The organism is Heliomicrobium gestii (assembly GCF_009877435.1).
Taxonomy (GTDB): Bacteria; Bacillota; Desulfitobacteriia; order Heliobacteriales; family Heliobacteriaceae; genus Heliomicrobium; species Heliomicrobium gestii.
Window position 1 is genome coordinate 34,503 of the sequence record NZ_WXEX01000016.1, and the last position, 26,025, is coordinate 60,527.

The 26,025-nt window shown below is 58.4% G+C and carries 18 protein-coding genes and 1 pseudogene; 13 read left to right on the forward strand and 6 right to left on the reverse strand.

The window, feature by feature from the left end; genetic code table 11:
• Window positions 1-124: 124 nt before the first annotated feature.
• Window positions 125-2,359: pseudogene (uvrB, locus tag GTO89_RS15540) on the reverse strand (excinuclease ABC subunit UvrB); the annotation flags it as partial.
• On the opposite strand from uvrB, the gene GTO89_RS15545 reads away from it, so the two are divergent.
• Window positions 2,339-2,608, forward strand: a complete 270-nt coding sequence (locus GTO89_RS15545) for a hypothetical protein (protein ID WP_161263018.1) — start codon at window positions 2,339-2,341, stop codon at window positions 2,606-2,608. The pseudogene uvrB and the gene GTO89_RS15545 overlap by 21 nt on opposite strands.
• An 86-nt stretch (window positions 2,609-2,694) precedes the next feature.
• A complete protein-coding gene (locus tag GTO89_RS15550) occupies window positions 2,695-2,997 on the forward strand; it encodes a hypothetical protein (RefSeq protein ID WP_161263019.1) in 303 nt (100 codons plus the stop codon).
• 214 nt (window positions 2,998-3,211) lie between these two features.
• Here the strand turns inward: GTO89_RS15550 and GTO89_RS15555 are convergent, their stop codons facing one another.
• Complete coding sequence (locus GTO89_RS15555; protein ID WP_161263020.1) at window positions 3,212-4,171, reverse strand: DUF6612 family protein; 960 nt, start codon at window positions 4,169-4,171, stop codon at window positions 3,212-3,214.
• A gap of 177 nt (window positions 4,172-4,348) precedes the next feature.
• Here GTO89_RS15555 and GTO89_RS15560 point away from each other — a divergent pair, with 177 nt between their 5' ends.
• The 8 genes from GTO89_RS15560 to GTO89_RS15595 all read left to right on the forward strand — a co-directional run bounded on the left by GTO89_RS15560 (window position 4,349) and on the right by GTO89_RS15595 (window position 14,770).
• On the forward strand, window positions 4,349-5,746 hold the full coding sequence (locus tag GTO89_RS15560; protein ID WP_161263021.1) for a sensor histidine kinase: 1,398 nt from the start codon (window positions 4,349-4,351) through the stop codon (window positions 5,744-5,746).
• The gene (locus GTO89_RS15565) at window positions 5,746-7,212 is read left to right on the forward strand and encodes a sigma-54-dependent transcriptional regulator (RefSeq protein WP_161263022.1); all 1,467 of its coding nucleotides are present in this window, start codon (window positions 5,746-5,748) and stop codon (window positions 7,210-7,212) included. The genes GTO89_RS15560 and GTO89_RS15565 overlap by 1 nt, the downstream gene beginning before the upstream one ends.
• Window positions 7,213-7,397: 185 nt before the next feature.
• Window positions 7,398-8,246 (forward strand): 4Fe-4S binding protein, encoded by an 849-nt coding sequence (locus GTO89_RS15570; RefSeq protein ID WP_161263023.1) that lies wholly within the window; start codon window positions 7,398-7,400, stop codon window positions 8,244-8,246.
• A 42-nt stretch (window positions 8,247-8,288) separates the two neighbouring features.
• On the forward strand, window positions 8,289-8,606 hold the full coding sequence (locus GTO89_RS15575; protein ID WP_161263024.1) for a hypothetical protein: 318 nt from the start codon (window positions 8,289-8,291) through the stop codon (window positions 8,604-8,606).
• Window positions 8,607-8,651: 45 nt separating this feature from the next.
• Window positions 8,652-8,864 (forward strand): hypothetical protein, encoded by a 213-nt coding sequence (locus GTO89_RS15580; protein ID WP_161263025.1) that lies wholly within the window; start codon window positions 8,652-8,654, stop codon window positions 8,862-8,864.
• A gap of 545 nt (window positions 8,865-9,409) precedes the next feature.
• The gene (locus GTO89_RS15585) at window positions 9,410-10,402 is read left to right on the forward strand and encodes an arsenic resistance protein (RefSeq protein WP_161263026.1); all 993 of its coding nucleotides are present in this window, start codon (window positions 9,410-9,412) and stop codon (window positions 10,400-10,402) included.
• 245 nt (window positions 10,403-10,647) lie between these two features.
• Window positions 10,648-13,281 carry an S-layer homology domain-containing protein gene (locus tag GTO89_RS15590; RefSeq protein ID WP_161263027.1) on the forward strand — a complete coding sequence of 878 codons (2,634 nt, stop codon included), beginning with the start codon at window positions 10,648-10,650 and terminating at the stop codon, window positions 13,279-13,281.
• 181 nt (window positions 13,282-13,462) lie between these two features.
• Window positions 13,463-14,770 carry a UDP-glucose dehydrogenase family protein gene (locus GTO89_RS15595; RefSeq protein WP_161263028.1) on the forward strand — a complete coding sequence of 436 codons (1,308 nt, stop codon included), beginning with the start codon at window positions 13,463-13,465 and terminating at the stop codon, window positions 14,768-14,770.
• 102 nt (window positions 14,771-14,872) lie between these two features.
• Here the strand turns inward: GTO89_RS15595 and GTO89_RS15600 are convergent, their stop codons facing one another.
• Window positions 14,873-16,354 (reverse strand): radical SAM protein, encoded by a 1,482-nt coding sequence (locus GTO89_RS15600; RefSeq protein ID WP_161263029.1) that lies wholly within the window; start codon window positions 16,352-16,354, stop codon window positions 14,873-14,875.
• Between the two features lie 335 nt (window positions 16,355-16,689).
• On the opposite strand from GTO89_RS15600, the gene GTO89_RS15605 reads away from it, so the two are divergent.
• Window positions 16,690-20,619 (forward strand): dynamin family protein, encoded by a 3,930-nt coding sequence (locus tag GTO89_RS15605; protein WP_161263030.1) that lies wholly within the window; start codon window positions 16,690-16,692, stop codon window positions 20,617-20,619.
• 188 nt (window positions 20,620-20,807) lie between these two features.
• Window positions 20,808-21,029: a hypothetical protein gene (locus GTO89_RS15610; protein WP_161263031.1), complete on the forward strand. Its 222-nt coding sequence runs from the start codon at window positions 20,808-20,810 to the stop codon at window positions 21,027-21,029.
• A 32-nt stretch (window positions 21,030-21,061) separates the two neighbouring features.
• Here the strand turns inward: GTO89_RS15610 and GTO89_RS15615 are convergent, their stop codons facing one another.
• Window positions 21,062-22,294, reverse strand: a complete 1,233-nt coding sequence (locus GTO89_RS15615; protein WP_161263032.1) for a methyltransferase domain-containing protein — start codon at window positions 22,292-22,294, stop codon at window positions 21,062-21,064.
• Between the two features lie 44 nt (window positions 22,295-22,338).
• A complete protein-coding gene (locus GTO89_RS15620; RefSeq protein WP_161263033.1) occupies window positions 22,339-23,646 on the reverse strand; it encodes a globin-coupled sensor protein in 1,308 nt (435 codons plus the stop codon).
• Window positions 23,647-23,897: 251 nt separating this feature from the next.
• Between GTO89_RS15620 and GTO89_RS15625 the strand changes: the two genes are divergently transcribed.
• The gene (locus GTO89_RS15625) at window positions 23,898-24,557 is read left to right on the forward strand and encodes a phosphoribosyltransferase (RefSeq protein WP_161263034.1); all 660 of its coding nucleotides are present in this window, start codon (window positions 23,898-23,900) and stop codon (window positions 24,555-24,557) included.
• Here the strand turns inward: GTO89_RS15625 and GTO89_RS15630 are convergent.
• Window positions 24,482-25,897, reverse strand: a complete 1,416-nt coding sequence (locus tag GTO89_RS15630; RefSeq protein ID WP_161263035.1) for an HD-GYP domain-containing protein — start codon at window positions 25,895-25,897, stop codon at window positions 24,482-24,484. The genes GTO89_RS15625 and GTO89_RS15630 overlap by 76 nt on opposite strands.
• Window positions 25,898-26,025 lie beyond the last annotated feature (128 nt).

The window sequence follows — 26,025 nt, forward strand, 5'->3', positions numbered from 1 at the left end:
TCCCGGCGGCATCGCCGGACTTGCGACCAGACCGGGGCGCTTTGGCTCCCCGAGCGCCCGTTGCCGCGCCAGAGCCGGCTCGCGCCGCCGGAGCGCTTCCCTTCCCTTTGGCCGGCGAGGCGCCCCGCAGTTCGATGATCACGTCCCGCAAGAGGGCGGCCCGTTCGAATTCCAACTCCTTCGCCGCCTGGCGCATCTCCCCTTCCAGGTCGGCGATCAGGGCGGCCAGTTGTTCCGGGGCCATCGCGTCGGGCGAAGCCGTCGCTTCCGGTGCGGCGGTTTGATAAGCATCCTCCGGCGGCAGGCTTTCGGCCACTCGATCGGAAACAACTGTGGGCGAGCTGGCGCCGTTGTAGCCTTCACGGACGCTCCCCGCCCCATCGCCCGCAACGCCGGCGAGGTATGGGCTTTCCTCGGCGAAGGCAGGTGGCATTCCCGCTGCCTCCGTCCCGGTGTCGGGCCCTTTTTTCCCCGTCCGTTTTTTCAGGAAGGCCGCCGCCCGGGCCAGGACGCCGCCGCCCGGCGTGGCAGCGCTTTCCTTGCGGTCGCCGCCGGAGATGGTCATCTCGATGACATTGCGCACCGCTTTTTTCACCGTCTGCGGCGTGATGCCATGGCGCTCGTTGTGGGCGATCTGAATGGCGCGGCGGCGGTTCGTCTCGTCGATGGCCTTTTTCATCGACTTGGTGATGGTGTCGCCATACATGATCACCGTGCCCTCCACATTGCGGGCCGCCCGGCCCACAGTCTGGATCAGGGAGCGGTCGGACCGGAGGAAGCCTTCCTTGTCGGCGTCGAGGATGGCCACCAGCCCCACTTCAGGCAGGTCAAGGCCCTCCCGCAGCAGGTTGATGCCGACGAGGACGTCGAACTCGCCCAGGCGCAGGTCCCGGATGATCTGCATGCGCTCAATGGCGTCCACGTCAGAGTGCATCCAGCGGACGCGAACGCCCACGTTGCGCAGGTAACTGGTCAGGTCTTCGGCCATCTTCTTCGTCAGCGTCGTCACCAGGACGCGCTGGTCCTTCTTGACGCGCTGCCGGATCTCGTCAAGGAGGTCGTCGATCTGCCCCTTCACCGGGCGCACGTCGATGACCGGATCGAGGAGGCCCGTCGGCCGGATGATCTGCTCGACCACCCGTTGACTCCGTTGCATCTCATAATCGGCCGGCGTGGCCGATACATAGACGACCTGGTTGACCATCTGTTCGAACTCGTCAAACTTGAGAGGGCGGTTGTCCGCCGCCGAAGGCAGGCGGAAGCCGTGTTCAACAAGAGTCGTTTTGCGGGAGCGGTCCCCCTGGTACATGGCGCCCACCTGGGGGATGGTCACATGGGACTCGTCGATCATGAGCAGGAAGTCCTTCGGAAAGAAGTGCATCAGCGTGTAGGGCGGCTCGCCGGGCTCGCGGAAGGTCAAGTGCCGCGAGTAGTTTTCGATGCCGGTGCAAAAGCCCATCTCGCGCAGCATCTCGATGTCATAGCGGGTTCGCTGGGCCAGGCGTTGCGCCTCGACGAGCTTGTCCCGCTCCTTGAACCAGGCGAGGCGCTCCTCCAGTTCAGCTTCAATGTTGGCGATGGTCAGCTCCAGCTTGTCCCGGTTGGTGACGTAGTGGGTGTTCGGAAAGATGGAGATGTGGTAGCGCTCGCCGTAGATCTCGCCGGTGAGGGTGTCGATCTCGCTGATGCGCTCCAACTCATCGCCGAAAAACTCCAACCGCACCGCCCGGTCCGAGTAAGAGGCGGGAAAGACCTCGACCACATCGCCGCGCACCCGGAAGGTGCCGCGGGTGAAGTTGATGTTGTTGCGGCTGTACTGGATGTCGACGAGACGGCGCAAGATGGCGTCGCGGTCGTACAGTTGGCCCTTGCGCAGGGAGATCATCTGATCGAGGTACTCCTCCGGCGAACCGAGGCCGTAGATGCAGGAGACTGAGGCGACGATGATCACGTCGCGCCGCTCGATCAAGGCGGCCGTGGCGGCGTGGCGCAGCTTGTCGATCTCGTCGTTGATCGATGCATCCTTTTCAATATAGGTATCGGAATGAGGCACATAGGCCTCTGGCTGGTAGTAGTCATAGTAGCTGACGAAATACTCGACAGCGTTGTCCGGGAAAAACTCCTTGAACTCGGCGCAGAGTTGGGCAGCCAGCGTCTTGTTGTGGGCCAACACCAGGGTGGGCCGCTGCACCTTTTCGATGACCGAGGCCATGGTGAAGGTCTTGCCCGTCCCCGTCGCACCCAGCAGCGTCTGGTGTTTCATGCCTTTTTCAATGCCCTCGCACAGGCGGGCGATGGCCTGGGGCTGGTCGCCCTTGGGGGCGAATTCGCTTTTCAGTTGAAACAACCGTTCTTCCATGATTCAACCAACCTCCAGTTTCAAAAAGCAGGCATGGCAAAAAGCGATGCCGATATCACAAACGATATCCAATTTATTATTATATCAGACACCGGCCGCCAGCGACCAACCTTATCCTCCCAGGGAAGGCGCCTGCGCCTTGGGGAATCGGCGACGGCGAATCTTCTCCCGGCGGGACAGGGGCGGGGCAGGCATCCCTTGAACATGTCGATGGAATATGCAGGATTTGAGGAAAGAAAGGTGGAATAGGTCTAGCAAGAGCGAGAGCGGCAAGCGCACACCGGATCGCCGCATCAGCCCCATCATATATTCGCTTCCATCAAGGGAGGATTTTCGTGAGCAAAGGCAAACCGAACAACCAAGCAGCAACATCACGAGAGATCGCCGCGACCACGCCCACAACGCCGGCAGAAGCCAAAAAATCGTATGGTCCCGACAACCCGAACGAGGATCTGCTCAAGTCGCCTGCCGTGAAACTGGTGGCCATCATCTTCGGCACCGTCGTCTGTTACATTGTCGGGCGCATGGTCCAGGGGGGCGGTCCCCAGGAAGTCCCCTTGGGCGCCTACGCCGCCGCCACGTTCCTGTCCACGTCCCTCTTTCTCCTCGTCCGTTCGCAGTTGAAGAAAAAGAAGTGATCCTTTCACCATCATTCGCCGTACGATCGGCTGGGACAAAAAGCGGCAGTTCACGTACCGGCCAGCCGCCCATGGAGCCGGAGGAACACAGGCGGGAAATGCCCCCAGTTGAAGGCGAAAACAAAGCGCCGGGGCGCGCGAAAAGGTAAAGGCAGAAAGCATCACGCTTCCTGCCTTTTTCGTTGCCGGCAAAACCGTTACGTATCGTAGCGATTTATTTCGACGTTTTTATGCCTTTGGCCGTTTTCTCCGCCTGTTTTTCCAATTCCTTCATATCGATCGCATTGGACACGTCGGGGAACTTGACCGGCATATTCACGTCGTGGGTGCGGACCGTTCCCGTGATGTCGATCGACAGGGTTTTACCCTCTGCGGCGATCCGTTCGCTGCCGTTGAGTTCCGTCTTGTCTGTCACGTATGTATCGGCGTTGATATAGTAGGTGTACCGGAAGTCCATATCGATCTTCTTCAAGGCCTCATTCATTTCAGCGGGACTGACGCCCTCCTTGGGTTGAGACAGGGCCATCATTTCCTGCATGTAGCTCTTAAAGCGGGCGTTGTCGATCTGCACAGTCACCACATAGTACCGCTGACCGTCGATCCATGTCTCTTCCATGTTCGTCGGCATAAGGCCCATTTTATCCATCATTTCCAGCGCTTTCGCCGGGTTTTGGCTTTGGGTGAGCAGGTTCTCATAGCCTGCCGGCAGGTTCAACTCCTGCTTGACCCATTGGTTTGACGCAGGATTCTTCGGGGAAGGGAACTGCATGTACATCTGTTTCCCGTCAAAGTAGAACCGGAAATCCAGGGAACCGGGGGCATTCGGGACGGCCGGCTGACCGGCCAGCTTGGGCATTTCCATGGTCATGTTCATGGCGAACCGGCTGGGCTCGGTGGCGACGGCGCCTTGCAGCTTCAGATTGGCCGTCAATGGCGCAGGCGCTTCGGGGATATTGATGGTGGCTTGCAGATCGCCGGACATGAGATAGCTGGTCAGTCGGGCCGACACCTCTGTCGCCTTTCGGAAGACATCCATGGCGGGGTTGCTGGCAGGCGCTTCGGCGGAAATCGCCGGCGCTTCTTCCGCCGCCTCTCCCATGTCATCGGCCATGGCCGCGCCGGGAGCGATGAGCAGGCTGAGTCCCAGGATGCCGTTGAGAAGCCATCGTTTCATTGGCAACACTCCTTTATTATTCAGAAAAACCATGCGCTGGTTTCAGTTTGCATTCACAAGTGTCAAATGTCAAGGCCGAGCACGGCAGGATTTTGCTTGCTCACGGTGTAACGTCTTCAACACGACGATTCTCGTTGCTGATTGCCTGTTGTTACGTGAGTGTGAAGGAGAAACATCATGGCCGCCTCCCTTCCCCTTCCGGTGCGCCTGCTCTTGTCCCTCCTGGCGATCACCGCCGCTATCCTCCTGGCTGCCTCTTTTTTCAACTATCAGCGCTCCACCGAACTGAAAACAGTGCTGTTGCAAAACAAGGCCGGCGACATCGCCCAGACCGTAGAGGCGGTGGCGCGCAAGAGTCCGAGTCGCACCCCTGAGGAACTGCAATCGATCATCGCCAATTGGCCCGAAGAGGCCCATCTCTTCGACCTGACCATATATGACCGCAGTGGCCGGATCATCGCCCATCGTGATCCAGCGCGATTGGGTAAAAAAGCCGATGTGCCAGCGCTGCGCATCATTCAACAGGTGCTCGAGGAACAGCAGCCTCACTTCCACTACGGGAAGGAAGAAAAAACGCCCTCTCATTTTTCACCTGAGCCGACTGGTTCAACGGAACCCTCCATCCTGCCCCAACCTTTGCCGTTTACGGCCTTTCTTCCCTTGCACCTAGGGGGCTTTGACGGCGAGGGTGCACGCGCTCCCGGCGAATTCCAGCCGCGGTTTAAGGTGCTTCAGGTACGACTGCTGGAAAGCGCAGCCGGAGACATCACCAGCGCCGCCTTGGGGCAACTTCTGTTGATCGGTCTCGTTCTGCTGGGCACACTGGTCGTCGCTTCCTATCTGGTGCAAACGTTGCGCCGTTACTTCGCCCTCGAGGCGCAGGCCATTGAACAGGCCCGTATGGCTTCCCTCGGCCAGGTGGCAACCTGGGTGGCCCACGAGGTGCGCAATCCCCTGGGCGCCATCAAAGGGCTTCTGCAACTGATCGCGGAAACGATGCAGGAAGGCAAGCCCCATGATCAGACACGGCGCTACTGTGAAACAGCCATTCAGGAATCGGAACGACTGGAACGGTTTGTGGGCGACCTTTTGGTTTACAGCCGCTTGCCCCAGCCAACCGTGACGGAGTGGCCGCTGGCCCTTCTGATCCAAGAGCTCTCCAGCCTGTTGGAACCAGAACTGCGCAGACAGGATGTGTCCATCATTACCCGGATTGATCCAGCTGACTTGATCGTCCGAGCCGATCGGGATCAGATGCATCGCCTCTTTCTCAACCTCTTTCAAAACGCCCTGGCAGCAATGCCCGCTGGCGGTGACATCCATGTGCGCGCGGTTTCGAGCCGCACCGAACAAGGGCTTACGATACAGGTGGAGGATGATGGCAGCGGTCTTCCGCCTGGTGATTGTGAGCGACTCTTTGCGCCTTTCTTTACGACACGCGAAAAGGGCAGCGGTTTGGGGCTGGCGCTCTGTCGAGATATCATGAACCGGCACGGCGGAACCATTCACGCCGAAAACGCACCAGGCGGCGGCGCTCGCCTGGTATTGAACCTGCCGAAAAAGGGAGGATCGTAATGGAACAGCCAGCCAAGTTGCTTGTTGTCGACGATGAGGAAGCCATGGCTCTCTTTCTCTCGGCAGCGCTGGAACGGGCCGGTCACCAGGTGGACAGGGCCGAAGACGGACAGGCGGCATTGGAAAAGATGGAAGCGGCTGAGCGACACAAGCGCCCCTACGCCCTGGCTCTTGTCGATCTGCAAATGCCCCGTCTCCCCGGCATGGACCTGCTACACCACATCCGTCAACGGTGGCCCCATCTGCCGGTGATCATTCTAACGGCCCACGGGTCCATCCCCACCGCCGTAGAAGCCATGAAGCTCGGCGCCGTTGATTTTCTGGTCAAACCGCTGCCCAGTCCTGGCCACCTGAGAGATGCCGTCAACCGGCACCTGACCCAGTTCACAGCGAGAGACGCGGCAGGCGATACCACGGCAAAAGCCGGATCGGCCTCGCCGACGCAACGACCAGCGCCTGGAGCCGGCGCCGAAACGCTAGCCCCGGGCCGTTCGATACCTATCAGACCCGAAGATGACCTAATCGCTTGCGACCCCGCCATCTGCGCCGTTTTGGATCAGGCCCGTCTCGTGGCCGAGACGGACACCACCGTTCTGCTCCTTGGCGAGAGCGGTGTCGGCAAAGAGGTCTTTGCCCGCTTTATCCATCGCCATAGCCGCCGCAGCGGCCCCTTCGTGGCCATCAATTGCGCTGCCTTGCCGGCGGCCTTGATCGAAAGTGAACTCTTCGGCCATGAGCGAGGCGCTTTCACCGGCGCTGCCGGGCAAAAGCTGGGCCGCTTTGAACAGGCCGACGGCGGCACCCTCTTCCTCGACGAGATTGGCGAGTTGGAAAGGCCAATGCAAGCCAAACTGCTGCGGGTGCTTCAGGAAAAGCGCTTTGAGCGAGTCGGAGGAACCCGTCCCGTCGTCGCTGACTGCCGCGTGATCACGGCGACCAACCGAGATCTGAGCGCTGCTGTGCGGGAGCGACAGTTCCGGGCCGATCTCTACTACCGGCTGGCCGTCTTTCCGATCGTGATTCCTCCCCTTCGCCGGCGTCCCGCCGATATCTTGCCGCTGGCCTCCCACTTTCTCACCCGTTTCGCCAGCAAAAACGGACGGGACCTCCCATGCCTGACGACAGATGCCGAGGCGGCGCTGAGGGCACATCCCTGGCCGGGAAATGTTCGAGAACTGGTCAACGCCATCGAACGAGCACTGATTCTTTGCGCCGGTCATCCGATCAGGCCCGATCACCTGGGGCTCGGTCATCTTGAAATGGATGGGCCCGCTGCGATTGAACATGCCCAAAAGGGACTTTTTCCATCGGACGACGGAATCCTCAAGCAACAGGAACGGAACACCATTCTCCGCGTCCTCGCAGCGAACAATAACAACCGCCAAATGACAGCCCAGCAGTTGGGCATCAGCGTCCGCACCCTCCGGAACAAACTCAAAGAATACCGACTCCAGCCGGAGGACTGATCCCGAGCAGCCGGACCGTGTCTTTCGCAGCGGCATATTTTTCTCCCATCGTCGGCAAAAATTTCCCCCGACGCAACGTCTTTTCCGGAAAAACAACGCCCACACCGCCCTTAGGGCGGTTTTTTTTGTTGGCACGCTTTTTGCATGAGATAAAGGGCAAAGGCGATACAAAGGAGGCATGTCCCATGAAACACCAATCTCTTCTACACCCATCACGCCGATTGACCCTGGTCCGGTGGCTCTCGTTGCTCTTTTTCGTTGGACTCACATCCTACCTCGGCATCCGCCATCAGATCGTCGGCGGCGGTCCCCAAGGGGCGGCGCCTCTGGACACCTTTTGCGTCTTCGGCGGTGTCGAAACCCTCTGGACCTACGTCACGACAGGCAAGTTTCTCGCCAAAACAAACATGGCAAACCTTGTCCTACTCGCTGCGTCTCTTGTCCTTGTCATCGTCGCCGGAGCCGGTTTTTGCGGCTGGATCTGCCCCCTCGGCGCCCTCCAGGAATGGCTCGGCAAACTTGGCAAAAGGCTCTTCGGAAACAGCCTGACCGTCCCTCCCGCCATCGATCGCTCGTTGCGCTCCCTTCGCTTTCTCTTTCTCGCCCTTATCCTCTACAGGACCGTCCTGGACAACAAACTCTGGTTTGAAACCTATGACCCCTTCAAGGTGATCTTCCACTTTAATTTTGAAACGACCACATCTGTCGTCATACTGGCGCTTTTCATCGCCCTTTCCCTGCCCATCGAGCGCAGCTGGTGCCGCTACCTCTGCCCCCTCTCGGCTGTCTACAGCCTGCTCAGCCCCTTGAGTCTCTTCAAACTCAAGCGGCGACCCTCAGCCTGTATCGACTGCGGCATCTGCACCCGCGCCTGCCCGGTAGGCATCGATGTGCAACATTGCGGAACCATCCCTGACGGACAATGTATCAAGTGCCTGCAATGCATGGAAGCCTGCCCGAAACCGGACGCCCTGGTACTGGAAACAGGAAAGCCCCCTTCGGCCCCTGCCGTTCCCCCGGCATTGCCCCGCTGAACCTCACGTCCAGTGACGCTTATTCATCAGGGAGGGATAATGGTGCGAATCAAACCTCTTCACTACGGATTTTTGGTGCTCCTCCTCTTCTGGGCCGTCATCGGCGGCGCCATGGCCAGCAACCACTGGATCACCAAACAGGCGCTGCCCCCAGTCGGAACAGTGACCTCCCTCGAAGAGATCAAAGGTTGGATGACATTGGAGCAGATTGGCGAAACCCTTTCGCTGCCAACACAAGAGGTAATCCGTCGCTTCGGTCTGGACCCGGAAACTGATCCGAAAAGGAAACTGAAGGACCTCGCGGCCGAACAGGGCAAGACGCCGGATCAACTGAAAGAAGGCCTGATTGACCACAAATAAACCCGTGGTTTCGCGCATACTACCTCCTGCAAAGGAGTGGTGCCCATGACGCACAGCGATGTAACGGACAGCTTTCCGTCGCCGACCCATCCCCTGCGTTTTTCCCAACCCGGACGAGAGGGCGCCAGTCAAGCGCTGCCTCCCGACGAAGAAGGCCAGATCACCCAGGTGAGCGGCGGCGGGGAGATGCAGTCCTGGGGCGACTTTGCCCTGCAGAAGGAACTGCACCGGCACGGCGACGACGATCCGTTGGCATGATCCCCTCTACGAACGGAAAAAGAGCCGGCAGGCCTCAACAGCCTGCCGGCTCTTTTTGCTCTTACCAAGAACCCCTGCGATAACCTGCCCCAAAACCAGCCCAAAAGGGAAGCGTCAATGCCAACACGGAAATTGCAAAAAAGGGGTAGAAGAACAGCCCGGGGTTATTGGAATGAAACCAGACGCCGTTCGGCGTGACCCGGTGGATATGCCCGTTCACGACCTTTCCACATTGAAGGCGCATCCGAGCCGGTTTGCCGCAATGGGGGGATACGGTGCGGTAACATACAGGCCGCAAGATCATAACGCGCGTTCCCTCCTTGTCAATTCCATTTTATGGATGTTTTATTCTATGCCTCTTCTCGTATCAGCGAGCGAGTTTTTCTTCTTCATCAACACGTTCTTGAGCCAAAGGTCCCATAATGTCCCCCTCCTGCGCTTTCGCCAATCGCAAAAATAAAGTTGCCCCCTATACGATGCGAGCGAAAGGGCTTCTGCCTATAATCATAGTATCTAAATACCATATAGGGGTAAGGAGGATTCTCATGGGAAAAACCGCATTATTCTGGCCTTCCAAGAACCCTGTGATCAGCATCCCGATCACACTGGCCCTGGGGTTTACGGCCGGTCTGTTCGTAGACACCAGCGGCCTCGGCAATTTTATTCTCATCTGCACCTTTTTGATGATCTATCCCACCATGATCGGCGTGAAACTGAAAGAGGCCTTCGACTTCAGCCATGCCAAGGTTGTCGGCATCTCCCTGGTCATCAACTTCCTGCTCATCCCCCTGCTGGCCTGGGGCCTCGGCACATCCTTCCTATCAGGCGATCCCTCCATGATGGCCGGATTGGCCATCGCCGGCCTGTTGCCCACCAGCGGCATGACCATCTCCTGGACCATGATGTTTAAAGGCAATGTGCCCGCCGCCATCAAGATGACGGCCCTCAGCCTGATCACCGGCTCCCTCCTGGCCCCCTTCTACCTCCTGGTTATGGTCGGCAAATACGTGCCCATCGACCTGATGAAGACCTTCATCACCATCGCCACCGTCGTCTTCCTGCCCCTCATCCTCGGCCACCTGACATTTTTGCAATTGAAAAAGAAGTACGGCCAAGAGCACTTCCAGAAGGGGATCAAGCCCTACCTTCCGGCGGTCAGCTTCTGGGCCATGCTGGCCATCATCTTCGCTTCCATCTCGATGAAATCGAAAATGGTGATGACCCGCCCTGACCTGCTGGGCGGCATCCTGCTCGCCCTGGTCATCTTCTATCTGATCAACTTCACCTTGAGCACCGTCGTCGCCCGCCTCTTTCTCAACCGCACCGATGGTGTGGCCCTGATCTACGGGACGGTGATGCGCAACCTCTCCATCGCCCTCGGCCTCGCCATCACCGCCTTCGGTCCCCAGGCCGCCCTCGTCGTCACCCTCGCCTTCATCCTGCAGGTCCAGGCGGCCGCCTGGTACGGGAAAATGGCTGACCGTTTCGGGTTCTTCGGCAAAGCGTCCGACAATGTTCCCGTTGTCCAAAACGCCTAAAAAGGATGGAGGACGGTCCAGAAGCGCAACTTTTGGACCGTCTTTTTCTGTGTCCGCTCACATCCCCAAATCATAGGCCCCTATCCAGACGCTTTTCGAGCGTTTTTTTTCACGAAAATGCAACTTATTGCGCCCTAAATGCGTCAATATATTGCATTTTAAAAGGCAGTTGCCATCGTACACAGGATTTTCTTCTTACTATGTCGAAAAAACCATGGAGTAAAACCACCAAAGGAGGGTATCCCTTGCGCAAAGGAATTGTCTGCGCATGTCTCGCCCTCTCCATCGTCACGTCACCAGCGGTCAGTCTGGCCGCTGTGACACAGTTTGGAGATGTGAGCGCGGCCATGCCTGAGTACCGGCCGATCATGAAACTTTCCGCCCAGGGTACCATCAAGGGACGCGGCGACGGCAATTTTGGTCCTTCTGATCCGGTGAAACAACTGGAAGCCCTCGTCATGGTCCAGCGCTTTTTCGGGTTGGAAGCGACGGCAAACGCCTCGGCTTCCCAACTGACCCCGGACATCGAAAAAAAATTCGGCGGCAATGTGCCCGCCTGGGGAAAAGGGTATTTGGTCACCGCCGTCAATCAGGGCCTGCTCGATGCCAATGAGACATTCCCCTGGGATCAAGGCGCCTCCCGCGCCTGGGTGTCCCGGTTGCTGGTGCGGCTGCTCGGCAAGGAGCAGGAAGCTCAAAGCCGGATGAGCAGCAGCCTGACTTTTAGCGATGCCAGCCAGATCCCGGCTTGGGCGCGCGGACATATCAGCATCGCCACCGACCTGGGTTTGATCCGGGGCCGCGATGGCGGCTACTTTGACCCAAATACGGTCGTAACCCGTGGGGAGATGGCCATTTTCTTGGACCGGGTGGAAGGCCGGATGGACCGGCTGCCGCCGGGAATCTATGAGGCCTCCTTCATCAGCGCCCAAGACTCGACGCTGTCCGTGTTGGGCGACGGAAACCTGCTCTCCTCGCTGACATTGGATACGGGCGCCCGCCTCTTTAACAAGGATCGGGCCGTGGCTGCCACCGATCTGAGCCCCCAAGCGAAGATCCGTTACATCAAAGACGGCGACAAGGTGACCTATCTGGAAGTCAGCCAGGACAGCGGCCTGTCGGCCAATGTGGCCAAGGGAGAGATCATCGCCAGCCTTCCTGACCAAGGCCTTGTCACGGTCAAAGACGACAGCGGCAAACCCCATACCTATCCGCTCGCCGCAGGCGTCAAGGTGTTGACGCTGACGGGACAACAAATGACCGCCAACGCGCTCAGCCCCGGCTGCAAGGTGCAGCTTCGCCTGAACAATGAAGGCAAAGTGTCGGAAGCCCTCCTCGAAAGCGCCGCCCAACAGAGTCTCCAGGGCGCCATCGTCGACCTGAACAAGACGAACAACATCCTCGTCCTTTCCAATAGCGCCAATCAGTATTCCACTTATTATCTCGACGCGAACGTGGCCGTCGAATACAAAGGCCGCCGCTTCACCTCCCTCGACGACCTGCACAAGGGGGATTCGGTCAGCGTCGATGTCGACGGCAGCTATGTCGTCACCAAGATCACCGTGCTCCAGGCCCAAAGCAACGTCACCGTCAAAGGCGTCGTCAGTCTGATCAACAAAGACAGCCGCCTCTTCACCGTCAAGGGAGACGACGGCCAGTTATACGCCTATGAACTCCCCGACTCGGCGTCCATCCAGCTTGCCAACGGCACATCGGCCCGTTTCGATGAGGTTTTTCAGCAGGATCCGGTGACTGTCTATCTGACAGACGGCAAGATCGCCAAACTGGTCATCGAGCGCTCCGGCAGCACCCGCGGCATCTGGGGAAAAATCGCCTCGGTCGACACGTCGCGACGGTTGATGATCGTCAAGGATCAGCAGGACCGGCTGTCCTCTTATGAGATCAAAGATCCCGTCATCCTGGACATCGAAGATGATGACAACCCCGCTCTTGGCGACCTGAAGGTCGACGACATCATCCAGTTCGAACTCGACCGCGATGAGAAGGTCACCTACATCAAGAAAAACGACACCCTGGAGGGAACGGTGACGCGCAATGACGCCGACCGTCATCTCTTGACCCTGCGGGACGATCTGGGGACAGAAAAGGTCTACACCGTTGCCAACAATGTGGATGTCGAAATCTACAACCGTTCCAGTGAGGACTTGGAAGATGTCGACGACGATGATCTCGTCAAGATCAAGGTGGAGAACGACAAGGTCACCCAAATCAAGGTCCATCGCATCGCGAACGGTGAAGTAACGGAGATCAGCAATTCCAGCGATCGCTTTGACATGGAGGATTCCGACGGGGATGAGCACTCCTACCATATCGGCAGCGACGTGAAGCTGGTCATCCCCGGCATCACCAAACCGAAAGTGTCCGATCTGAGCATCGGCCAATGGGTGCAAATCGCCTATTGGGGCGATGAGCCCTATGAAGTGACCCTGCAGACACCGGTCATGGGTGAAATCACCGATCTGGATCGGAGCCATGAAACCTTGACCGTCCGCCAGTACGACGGAACCACGAATTCCTATAAACTGGCCAGCGGCTTCAAGGCGGATAAAGGAGGAGAAACCTCCTCGAGCATCAGCACATTCAGCATCGGTGACCGGATCCAGTCGACCCTTGACGTAAAAGGCAACATCTTCCGCGCCACAGTGGCCAAGAAGGTATCGGGCGCTGTAGACGGAATCAACCGCTCCACCAAGGAAATCTACATCGGCACCACGGTCGGCTACCTGATCACACCGAATACCTATATCCTCCAAAACGGTGTGCGGAAACAATTTGACGACATTGACCACAAACAGAACGTCTCCATCTACTATCTACCGGGATACAAAGCACTGGAAGTGACGCTTCCGAGCAAGTAACCATGAAAAGCAAAGGCTGCCTTGAAAAAAGAATCAGAAGGCAGCCTTTGCCTTTTCATTATCCGAATGCGCTTGCCTGTCACTGCCCTTTTGACAATTTTCGTTGTTCTATTTTTCATGGGAATGAGCGACTTCGAATATATATATTCTGGGGAAATATGTTCGATGAGGTATAGCAGTCATGTTCAAAATCAGCGTTATCGGTACAGGCTATGTCGGTCTCACAACCGGAATTGGTCTGGCCAACTTCGGTTCATCGGTCCTCTGTCTTGACATTGACGAAGCGAAGATTCATCAACTGAATCAGGGGCTGTCGCCCATCTACGAGCCGGGCATGGACGGCCTTCTGAAAGAGAATGTCACGGCAGGTCGGCTGCGCTTCTCCACCGATCTGACGCAGGGTGTGCAATGGGCCGACATCATCTTTATCGCGGTGGGAACCCCCCAGGCCGAAGACGGGCAGGCGGACCTGTCGGCGGTGGAAGCGACGGCCGCCCTGATCGGCGCCCATCTGAACGGCTACAAGATCATCATCACCAAAAGCACCGTTCCCGTCGGTTCCAACGAAAAGATCCGCGCCATCATCGACGATTGCAACGAAAGGGGTCACCCCTTCGATGTCGTCTCCAACCCGGAGTTTTTACGGGAAGGGCGAGCCGTCTATGATTTCCTTCATCCCGACCGTGTGGTGATCGGCGTGGACAACCACCGGCCCGTCGATACACTGAAACAAATCTACCGCCCACTGTACCTGAATGAGGTGCCCTTCATCGTCACTGACCTGCGCACAGCAGAACTGATCAAGTATGCCTCGAACAGCTTCCTGGCGATGAAGGTCGCCTTCATCAACGAGATGTCCCGTCTTTGCGACGTGATCGGCGCCGATGTGCAGCAGTTGGCCATCGCTGTTGGCAAAGATGGGCGCATTGGCGGCAAATTTTTGCACCCGGGGCCTGGTTTTGGCGGTTCCTGCTTTCCCAAAGATACAGCAGCCCTGATGGCCTTTGCCCGCGAAAAGGGCATGCCCTTGGGGCTGGTCGAAGAAACGATCGCCAGCAACCGCCGCCAGAAGGAGTTTATCGTAACCAAAATCAAGCAGCGCATGGGCGCTGTCACTGGCCTTCGCTTCGCCGTTCTGGGGCTGGCGTTTAAATCGGAAACCGACGATATGCGCGAGTCGGCCGCCATTACGATCATCGACCAGCTCTTGGACGAGGGCGCGATCATCCGCGCCTACGATCCCCAAGCCATGAAAAATGCGAAAAAGCTCTGGGACACCGATCAGGTCTATTTTGGCCGGGACGAATACGATACGATCGAACAGGCCGACGCCGTCGTCATCCTGACCGAGTGGAACCAGTTCCGCAACCTCGATATCCCGCGCATCAAGAGCGCCATGCGACAACCCTTCTTTTTCGATTTCCGAAACATCTACCAACGCAAGCAAATGGAAGACTACGGATTGGTTTACGAGTGCATCGGCAGGTAGCCCCCCAAGCCCGCCCCATGAGAATCGCCCCGCTGCGACCGGTTCCGGTTCGCGGCGGGGCGATGTTTTTTTCTATCCATTCGATAATAAATCGCTCAAACCTTAACTGATCATTCGGTCATCGGCGATCTCCACGGCGGGATCCTTGCAGAATCCCAGCGGCCCCCGTTTCTCCGCCTCCTGGGCAAGGGCCTGCCAGATCTCTACAAAAGGCCGTTGATGAACATTGCCGACACTGACGTAGGCGAAGGAGCACACCCGCAGATCGCCCACATCGTCGACGACACAACTGGTGCGCCCGCAGGAACAACCGAGGGCCGCCGTCATGGCCACGGTCAACTCGGGATGGCTGCGCTCCCATCCCTGTATATAGCGAATGAGCCGCTGCGTCTCCTCATCGGAAATCGGCTCATAGGGCGCCTCGCTTCCCTGAAGGCCCGTCTTTTTAAAGAGGCTCACATAGCATTCTGTGACACCGATCTCTTGCATGAATTGGGGCAGACGGTGGAACTCATGAACATTGCCGCTATGTACGGTCCAGACCATGCCTTGACGGGGGATTTCCGCATCGCGAAGGCACTGCAGCGCTTGAATGGCCTGATCAAAAGTCCCCGATCCTCGTGACCCTTCATGGACGGCCCGGCTTAACCCGTCAAAACTGATCTCCACCTGATTGATCCCTGCATCAGCCAACCGCCGCGCCCGCTCGGTCGTCATCTGCTGTCCATTGCTGATGATCTTGACAAAGACATCGGCCTCCCGCAAGGTTTGGATCACCTGTTCAAGCCCTTCCTGAAGCAGCGGTTCGCCGCCGAAGATCCCCACGTAGAAGATGCCGGCGTCGATGATCTGCTTGGCGATCGCCATGGCTTGATCGATTTGACAGCCCCTTTCTTTAAATGCAGAAAGGTAGCAGGTTTTACAGCGCAGGTCACAGACCTTGCAGATCTCCCAGAGAAAATACCAGGGGATCTTGGAGTGGTTCAACTGAAACTGGACCACAGGAGCCGGAAACTCTTTTTTCAGTTCTTCATGGCGATGGCTTAATGGATGAATCTCCGGGATCGGTTGGATGAATTGCAAGTCCATCAAACGCGCAAGGAAGGGCAGAACCTCATCGCGGCCGAAGATCCGCACCGCCTCACGGCGAATATCGACAATGGGAAGACCGGCCAAAATTCCCCGCCAGCACAGGCTGCCATAGGGACCCAAAGCCAGCAATGGGTTATTGGCGTTCATCGGCTTTGACTGAAAGAGGATGACCAGATCAGACGTCTCTTCATACCACTTCACATGTCGTTCAGCGATCTGACAGACAAGGTCGTTCCCTTCGACAACCATCTCTTTCTCCGGCAGCGTTTGCGGGCGCTTCAGAACAAAGGCCTGGTCGACGAGTGTTTCCCATCCGTCCCACTCATCGGTCCAGGACAACCATTTTTCTGAGGCCTCTTCCGATAGGTCGATGCTGACGCGACTCTCTTGATGAATCAGTCGCAGTCCCGGCGCCACCTTGCGAGAAACCACCAGCACATCCGGTGATTTCACCCACTCGTCGAAACCCATGTCGGCTCTCCTCCCCCACATGTTCGAGATCTCCCCATGAAACTGAAACGGTGTACCCATCGTCAACAGGATGTTCAGGCAGAACCAAAATACTCAATATCGTCCTGTTAAGTGTAATTTTTCCATTCGACATTCACAATCATTTGTCCCCAAAATATGAATTATTTCTCTAAAAAGCCGATCGCCATCCTTGTAATAGAAAACAGAGAGCTTTCCAAAAAAATACAGGATTCATTTTAACATCGCAGAAAAATCTGACTTCCGGGGATTCCGTTGATCTCCGATAAAATGATAGAATCGGATCGTGTAAGATCTTTCGTTTATTTCTATATTACATTTCAAGTAGGTGCGTGAAGTTGACCAACAATCCCCTCTCGGCATCGGCCATCATCCCGGTGCTGATCGAACGGCTGGAGAGCCTGGCCGGCCGCTTTCGCCAAGGCCATGATGAGCACGGCGCCTACGCTGCCGAGACCCTGATCGGCAAACTGCGCCGGCGGCAGATGCGCATCGCCTTCTGCGGTCATGTATCGGGTGGCAAATCGGCGCTGATCAACGCCTTGATCGGCGACGACATCCTCCCCACCAGCCCCATCCCGTCAAGCGCCAATATCGTCACGGTCCGTTCCGGACCGGCTGCGGCAAAAGCAAAGCTGAGGAGCGGCGAAACGGTCGAACTGGATCTCTTTGCTAACCTCTCGGGGGTGCAGGAACACTGCCTGGACGGCGCCGGCACCCACTCCGTCGATATCGCAGTACCCGTTGATCTCTTCGGGAACTCAGTCGACCTGGTGGACACGCCGGGCGTCGATTCAGCGGAAATGGCTCGCCGTCTCGCCGAAGACCCGGCCATCATCGCCGCCGACGTGATCTTCTACGTCATGGATTACAACCATGTCCAGTCAGAGATCAACTTCTCCTTCACGAAGCGCCTGAAAGAGCGCGGGAAACCGGTCTTCCTCGTCGTCAACCAGATCGACAAGCACTGCGATTTCGAATTGGACTTTGGCTACTTCCGGCGCAGTTCGGCTGCCGGCTTCGCCGCCTGGGACATCCGGCCAGAAGGCCTCTTTTTCACCAGCCTGGCCGACACTGCCCATCCGGAAAACGAACTCCCCCGCCTAAAAGCGCGCCTCCAGGATCTCTTCCGCCATGAAGAGGACCTGCTGGTCGCTTCCGTCCTGCCGGCGGCCCGGCAGTTGATCGAGGATCATGGCCAGCGCCTTGCCGTCGCAAACAAAGCGGAACGCCAGCGCCTTCAACGCCTCCTCGACGAAACGGAGGATCTGGAAGAGGCGCTCCGAACCTACGGTCAGGTCAGCCGTCAGATGGACGAACTCCAGCGGGCGCCCCAGCTTTTGCAGGACGAACTGGACCAGGAAATCCGCCGGGTCGTCGAAAACGCCCGCATCACGCCCCATACCACATCAGAACTGGCCCGGCGCTACCTGGAGAGCCGCAGCCCTGGCTTCAAAGTGGGTTTCCTTTTCTCCGGTGAGAAGACCAAGAAAGAGATCGCCGCCCGCCTGGAGGCGGTCTATGCCGATTTTCGCCAGCATGTTTCGACACAATTGGAATGGCACCTGCGCGACGTCCTCTCCCGTGTGGCCGAACGCCACGGGGTGACCGCCGGCGACTACCTGCAGCGCGCCAACAGCCTTGCGGCCCATTGGGGCGCCGACCTGCTGGCCCGGGTCGTCCGCGACGGCGCTGTGGCCGGCAACGAGTATGTGCACAACTACACCCGCGACATCGCCGCCGAGGTGAAGTCCCTCTACCGCCGGGAAGCGCTGGCGCTGGCCGAGGAGGCCATCCAACGCGCGGAAAGCGCGACGGCACAGCAGCGGGAACAGTTGTCACGTCAATTGGCGCCGCTGCAATCCCTGGCCGACGCCGTCAAAACGTTGGAACGGATGGATCAGGAAGAACGGAAAATCCGCGATGACCTGTTGGCCTTGCTCCGCCGCGGTCTGCCCGAACCCACTCCGGTCGAAGCGCTGTTCGCTCCTTCGCCGCTCTCCCCTGCTGCCCTTGCCGGTGACAGCGACAACCCTTCTCCTGAAGCCACAGCCGCCGCCGACGGCGCTGCCAATGCCGCCCGGTGCGCTGCCGCTCCGGATCCCCTGGCCGGTTTAGGCCAGGCGCTCCGCGAACAGTCGGCGCGGGCGGTTGTCCCCGCTGCGTCGATCCTGGATCCGGCGTTGGGAACATCGCCGGCGCTCATCGGCGCATCCAGCGAATCCGATATGGCGGCCAAAGGCGCCCTGCCGGCCCTGCAGCAAACGGCGCAGCGATTGCGCCAGTGCGCCGAAGCCGTCGCGCCCCTGCCCGGTTTTGGCCATATCGCCGAAGGGCTTGCGACGCGGGCCGATCGGCTGGAGAAAAACATCTTCACGGTAGCTCTGTTCGGCGCCTTCAGCGCCGGCAAATCCTCTGTAGCCAACGCTTTGCTCGGCCGCCCTGTGTTGCCCGTTTCGCCCAACCCGACGACAGCGGCCATCAACAAGATCCTCCCGCCCAACGGGGACAACCCCCATGGCACGGTTCGGGTCCGTCTGAAAAACGCCGGCGACATCGAAAGCGATGTCCTTCACTCCCTGAACGCCTGTGACCTGACCGCCTTGAACATGGCCGACGCGCTGCTGCGGCTCAATGATCTCTCCCCTGGCGACATCCACCCCACGGCCAAGCCCCACTATGCCTTCCTCCGGGCCGTCGCCCGCGGGATCGGCGCTGTCGAAGATCGCCTCGGCGAGGAATTGGTCATCGACTTGGACGCCTTCCACGATTACGTGGCCAGCGAAGAAAAGGCCTGTTTCGTCGAGTGGATCGAACTGTACTACCAGTGCCCCCTCACGGCGCGCGGCGTCATGCTCGTCGACACGCCTGGCGCCGATTCGATCAACGCCCGTCATACCGGTGTCGCCTTCGACTACATCAAAAACGCTGACGCGATCCTCTTTGTCACCTATTTCAACAGCGCCTTCTCCCATGCCGACCGGGACTTCCTCTTCCAACTGGGGCGTGTGAAAGACAGCTTCGGTCTGGACAAGATGTTCTTCCTGATCAACGCCGCCGACTTGGCCCGCAACGCCGGTGATCTGGCCGAGGTGCGACGCCATGTGACCGAGCGGATCGCCGCCTGCGGCATCGCCAATCCCCGCCTCTACACCGTCTCCAGCCAGACAGCGCTGCTCGCCCGCCTGGGCGAGTCGGGCCTGTTGACCGCCTCCCAGGAAAAGACCTACCGGCAACGGACCGACTCCCTCGCCGCCGTCGGGGAGACGGCGGATGGATCGGGCGCGCCGGGAGAAAGGGAGCCCGCTCCGGCATACGATGGCCCCCTCGCCTGGTCAGAAGGATTTTCCCTCTCCGGCTATGACCGCTTTGAAGCCGATTTTTACGGCTTTACCCTCCATGAACTGACCCAGATCGCCGTCTCCGCCGCCGAGGGCGACATGGGCCGCTGTCTCGCCAGCCTGGACGATGTGATCGAAGCGGCCCACCTCGACGCCTCGGCGCGCCGGCGTAAACGGGCCGCCTGTGAAACCTCCCGCCTTGATGCGGAACGGGCCGTCAGCGCCGTCAGTGTCGACGCCGATCGCGATCTTCTGGACAAGGAAGCCGATGAACTGATCTACTATGTCCAACAGCGAATCTTCTACCGCTTCGGCGATCTCTTCGACCGCTACTTCAACCCCTCGGTGCTCCAGGATGGGCGCGGCAACATCACGAAGAAGGGCATGCAGCACTGCCTGGAAGAACTGCTGCAAACCCTGGAAAAAGAGTTGGCCCAGGAGATCCGGGCCACGTCGCTGCGCCTCGAACAGTTTGTCCACAAACGCGCCAGCCTGTACCGGAACAAACTGGTTCAGTCCGTCGGCGCCGTCGACTCCCGCTGCGCCTTGCCGACCTACGAACCGGCGATCCTGCCGGCGCTGGAAATCCCGGAACGGCTTTCCCTCTCTCGCGCGGAAGCTATTCGCGTCCTGCCCAATGGGATCAGCAACCCGAAGGAGTTCTTTGAAGGCTCTGGCCGCCACCGGCTCCGGCTGCATCTGGAGGAAAACCTGCGCCCCCCCGTCCAAGCTTATCTGGACGAGGCGGCAACGGTGGTCAAAGCCGCCTATATCCCCCTGCTGGCGCGAACGCTGGAGAAAGGGCGCCAGCAAGCTCAAGAGGCATTGAGCGACCATTATGCCGGCCTGTTGGCCGCGTTGGATGTTGATTTTGATGTGACTTCGGCGGAGCGAATCCGGACCGCCTTGGCTTCGTTAGAGCAGTAGGGCATCAGAAGCGTCTCTCCTCTTCCCTGCCCCGGCGCACCTATGGCGCATCCCTTTTCAGCGGTGTCCCGCCGCCGTATTTTGCCATCATCGCGCCGATTAAAGTCCACCCCAAGGAGAAAGGCTAAGGTCAGTGATCGCCTGTGAGAGGGATTGAAGAAACAGCACGCCCGGGGAGATGGTCACCCATGTTCCAGGACGCGGAAATCTGGCGCTTCTACCTCTTCCTCCTGAAGGAACTGACCGCCTTCGTTTTATCGCTGATTCTTGACGCAGCCCTTTACCTGGCCGCCCAGATCGGGTTCTGGCTCGTCCTGTTCCTCTGCCTGCTCGGCGCTGGTTTGCGCAGCCTGAAACAGCGGCGTTTGCGGCAGCGCCTGGAGATGAAAAAAGCCCCGGATGACGCCTGAACAAGGGCGTATCCGGGGCTTTTTTTCGGCGCTTACTCCCACAACTGGCAAAGCGTAAAGGCGTCTTCTTCAAAACCCAGGTTGATCAACTGGTCGCGAATCGCCTCCCCCCAACTGGAGGCGATAAAGATGTAATCACCGGGTTCGAGGGCAGCCGGTTGCTCAATGGGAATCCCCATCAGCCGCTCTCCTCGCTTCGCAGGATTGTTATCGATAAAGGCCTGCACAGGAATATTGAGTATCTTCAACACGCGGAAGATATGCTTCCCAAAGGAGCCCGCGCCAAAGATGAAGACCCGCTTTCCCGTCACTTTCGGAAGAGCCTCAGTGATGCGGAGCAGTGGACTCTGGGGCAGCCTTTTCACCTGATACCCCTGGGTCGTCAATTCCTGCATCCTTTTATCATCAGGGGCTTCCTTAAAAATGACCATGGATACCATCTGGTAGTTGAGCAGTCCGTAGGCGCTAAGGATGTCCCGGAGAAAGTTTTTACCCCTTATTTTCCGCAGGAGTTTCGATGAATCATCTTTTTTCTCGTATTCAATCCCGCTCACATAACAACTGTTAAAGGGCTTCGCCGCCATCGCCGGCAATCCCATCCCGATCGCCGCTTTTTCCATCTCCCGCGCCGAGAGGGTGTAGACATAGTTGCCGATGATTTCAAAGGTGTTGCTTTGTCTCCGTTCCTGCTTCGTGATCTGATTGGCCCGCTTCAACAGCTTTTTAAACCGGCTGTCGTTTTCGTTCAGTTTCCTGGAACCGGAGAGGGATTCACCGGGAATGGACGGGTCCAACGGTTCAATCAGGATGACAGCTTTGCGCGCCACCCGGAGCATCTCGTACAAGGCCAACATGGGCCTGGGAAAATGGTGGTACGATTCCTTGCACAAGACATAGTCAAAGCTATCATCGGCAAAGGTCATCTTTTCGGCATTTTCCACTTGATACTCAGCGATCAGGCCCAACTGGCATCCGACTTGCAGCAGATCGCCGGAAATGTCGGTTGCCACCGCTTTGGCGCCGCGGCCGATGAGGTAGTGGGCATCCAGCCCATATCGACCGTCTCCAACGGTTAGCCAACGGGCCCCCGGATCGGCCTGGAGAAGCGGTTCTACACACTGGAACTGGCGCCAGTGGTACCAAGAGCCTACCGTATCGAACTCGAGCCAGCTTTGGGCATGCTCCTGTAACTCACCGGAAACATGCTCTTGGTAATGGGCCCCATGAACATGGTAACTCCAGCGACGCAGATCGTCCTTACTCAAGATACCACCCCTAAAGTGCTTTTTGAAGGGCCGTCTTTTCAATGTTACGAGATATCCTGGGCCATCATGGCCAGGTCCTCTGCCGAATGAGCCACCGACTCTGAGGCGTTTTCAATCTCGTGGGCCGTCGTGCTGAGGGTGACCACTTCATCGGAGATTTGCCGCATCTGCTCCTGATTGAGGGCGATCGACTCCAGGATCCGGGTGAAGCCGTGGACCACCTTGTCCACCAGTTCGTTGACGCGCTCCATCGAGTTGGCGTTCTGTTCCATCGACCCGCTCACGTCTGCCGTATGGTTGCGCGACAACTGGATCATCTCGGCGATCTCCTGGACCGACTGTTCCGAACTGCTGGCCAGCTTCTTCACTTCCTGAGCGACTACGTTGAAGCCGCGGCCGTGTTCCCCGGCGCGAGCCGATTCGATGGCCGCGTTCAGGGCCAACAGGTTGGTTTGAGAGGCGATGCCCTGGATGACCTCGGCGATGGAGGAGATCTTCTCGGAACTCGCGTCCAGGGCGGCGATCTTTTGCTTCATCTCCAACATCAGGCGGGACAACTCCTGAATCGCCTGCACAGCTTCCTTCAGTTGGCCTTCGCCGCCCTTCGCCTGGGAGACCACCTCGGAGGAGTGCTTGGCCGCCTCGCTCACATTGCGGGTGATCCGTTCGGCCGATGTGGACATGTGGGCCGCCGACGCCGCCGTCTCCTCCGCCGTAGCGGCCAGGCTCTGGCTGGCGTCGTTGACCTGCTGTTGCAGCGATGTCAGGTTGTTAAGGATTTTCTCCAGTTCCTCTTTTTTCGACAGGCCGGAGGTGTAGCTCTCGATATAGCTGCTCATGGCCAACTGCTGGTCCAGGTTGGTGATCGTCAACAGCGCTGTGACCGCTTTTTTGGCCCGTTCCTTGTCCTTGTAGGCGTCCATGATCTTGGGAATCAAGAAGTTGTAGTGCAACTGGTAGGCCGAAGTAAACCAATAGGGCGGCAGGGAGATCCGGTCATGGACCTTGCCGATCTTGTAGCGCTCGACGACATAATTGTCATCGACCTTCATCGGCGCCAGGCTGAGGATATAGTTTCGCATGGTCTTCTTCAACCGCTCGACGGTGGTGTGCCTGTCGATAAACTCGCGCATCTCCGGCATGGCGCCAAGGTGACTGTAAAAAGCCGCCACCGCCGCATCGGCATTCTGTTCCAGGATGGGGCGGAGTTCCTGCAGCAGTTCCAACTGCTCCGGCGTTAACTTCATGAAACGGACAGACAATTGAAAGGAGGGATCTTGCATCGAGATCGTCGGTTTCGGTCCCTGGTAGGGACGAGGCTCCGACTCATCGCTTGATTTGCGCCAGAACATATGCGAAACCTCCCTGTATGGCTTTTGAGTAAAGCTCCCCAAAATAAAGATGTTCATTTCGGAGGAGAGGGATGGCCTCTTGGAGCCTGTGAAGACTCCTTTTTCCATCTCGACCTTCGTCTCGACAGAGCGGCTCCACCGAATAGAGCCGCGCCATCTAATCGATACAACTTCGAGACAATTGCTTCGATTCCTGCTATCGCGTCTCATTTCAGAACAAAGGTTCATGGGAAAGGCGGGCCTTCGAAATCATGGCGAGTATACACAAAGATTATGCGAATCGACAGGAAGCCGGCTTGCGCTTGGCCGAAGAAATCGCCGCGACGAACCAGCCCTTCGACCTCATCGTCGCCGTTCCGCGAGGCGGCGTCGAAGTGGCTGCGCCCATCGCCCAGCGATTGAAAAATCCCCTGGCCTTGATCAGTCCCCGTAAGTTGGCGATGCCCCACCAAGCGGAGGTGGCCATCGGCGCCATCGGCCCAGACGGTTCTTTCCTTCTCGACGAATCCCTGATCGCCCATTACGGGATCTCTCGCGAATACATTGACGCAGAAAAAAAGCGCCAGTTGGCGGAGATGGAACGGCGGCGCCGCGACTACCCCTTCCCGCTGACACCCGATCAGGCGAAAGGCCGGCGCCTGCTGCTCGTCGATGATGGTGTCGCCACCGGCTTTACGCTCCGGGCGGCCATCGCCACCTTGCAGGCCTACGGCCCCGCCTACCTGGCCGTGGCCCTCCCGGTGGGGCCGGCGGACACGCTCTCCCTCCTGCGACACGCCGTCGACAGGGTTCACTGCCCCCTTGTCCCGGAGCCCTTTTACGCCGTCGGTGCCTACTATGAAGACTTCGGGCAGACCTCCGACGAAACGGTCCGGGCGTTGTTGACCGGCGTCAACGGCTGCAACGCCTGAAAGGCCTCAATGGCGACAGGGACCAAGGCCGGGTCAAACTGCGTCCCGGCGCCTTTTTCAATCTCTTCGATGATCCGGCGCCAGGGCAAGCGCGGCCGGTAGGGGCGATCGCCGTTCATGGCGTCGATGCTGTCAGCCAAAGCCAAGATGCGGGCGCCCAGTTCGATGTCGCTTCCCTTTTGTCCATCGGGATAACCCCGGCCATCGTAACGTTCATGATGGTGGTAAACGAGGGCGCTCACACTGCGCAGCTTTTTCAGCGGTCGCAGGATCCGGGCGCCGATGACCGGGTGTTGCCGCATGACGGCGAATTCCTCCTCTGTCAGCCGGTCTGTCTTGCGCAGGATCGTTTCTTCGATGCCGATCTTTCCGATGTCATGGAGCAACCCGGCGATGCGAACCGTCTCCAAGGCTTGGCCGGTGAGCCCTAAGCGGCTTCCGATGGCCTCGGCCAGTTGGGCCACCTGCTGGGAATGGTGGCCTGTATAGGCGTCGCGGGCATCGACGGCCTCGGCAAGTCCGGTGATGGTGTTGAACAGCGTCTCTTCCAGGTCGGCGTTGGCCTGCGCGTTGTCGAGCGCCACAGCCAGATGAGAGCTGACCTGCAAGGCCCGGTCGATTTCACCTTGGGAAAAAGAGTGAACAGCGCGATGCAGCACATTGAGGGCGCCGATGTTTTTTCTACGGACGGTGAGGGGAACGGCAAGGAGACTGCGAAAGCCCCGTTTGGCAGGACGGGAGTCGAGCGTTTGCGGAGAAGCCAACAGGTCGGTGATGACCAATGGCGCCCCGGTCTGCACCGCTTGCAAATGTGGCGAGTCTTCCGGTTCTTCAGACACGGACAATTTTTGAAAGGCCCCCGCCTCGTAGGCAAACAGGTCGGCGCGGTGTTTTTCCCATTCCAGCAGGCTGACGACCACCCGATCCGAGGGGAGCGCCTCATCGACAAAGGGCAGCACCAGTTCCAGCACCTGCTCCACATCGCGGGAGGTCCCCAGGACGGTGTTGCTGATCTTGCTCAACGCGTCCAGGGTGGTCACCTTTTCCTTGAGCGCCTGGGTCCGCGTCTGAATTTGGGAGAGCATGTCCTCCTGAAAGTGAACGACGAAGCGGCCCATGCGCGCCAGCATGGCCAGGAAGAACAGCAGGCACAGACCGCCCACCAAGGCCAGCCGGCCCGGTATCTCCAGCAGGGTCCAGTCATGCTCCCCTGTCGGCAGAGCCGTTTCTTTTCCCATTTTGAAAACGATGAACAGCGCGCACAACCCCAAGGTGATCATAACGGCCGTATTCAACCAAAACTGGATCACCAATGACTTTCGCCAGGGAATTGGAAACATAACGGCGCCTCCTCGTCGATCTGAACCGATGGATCTGATAGGGAAAACCGGTTGTGTAAGGATATTGAAATGTTTTTTGAGGCAATTACTATGAGATGCGCTATGCTCGGCATTTTATTTGTATTATA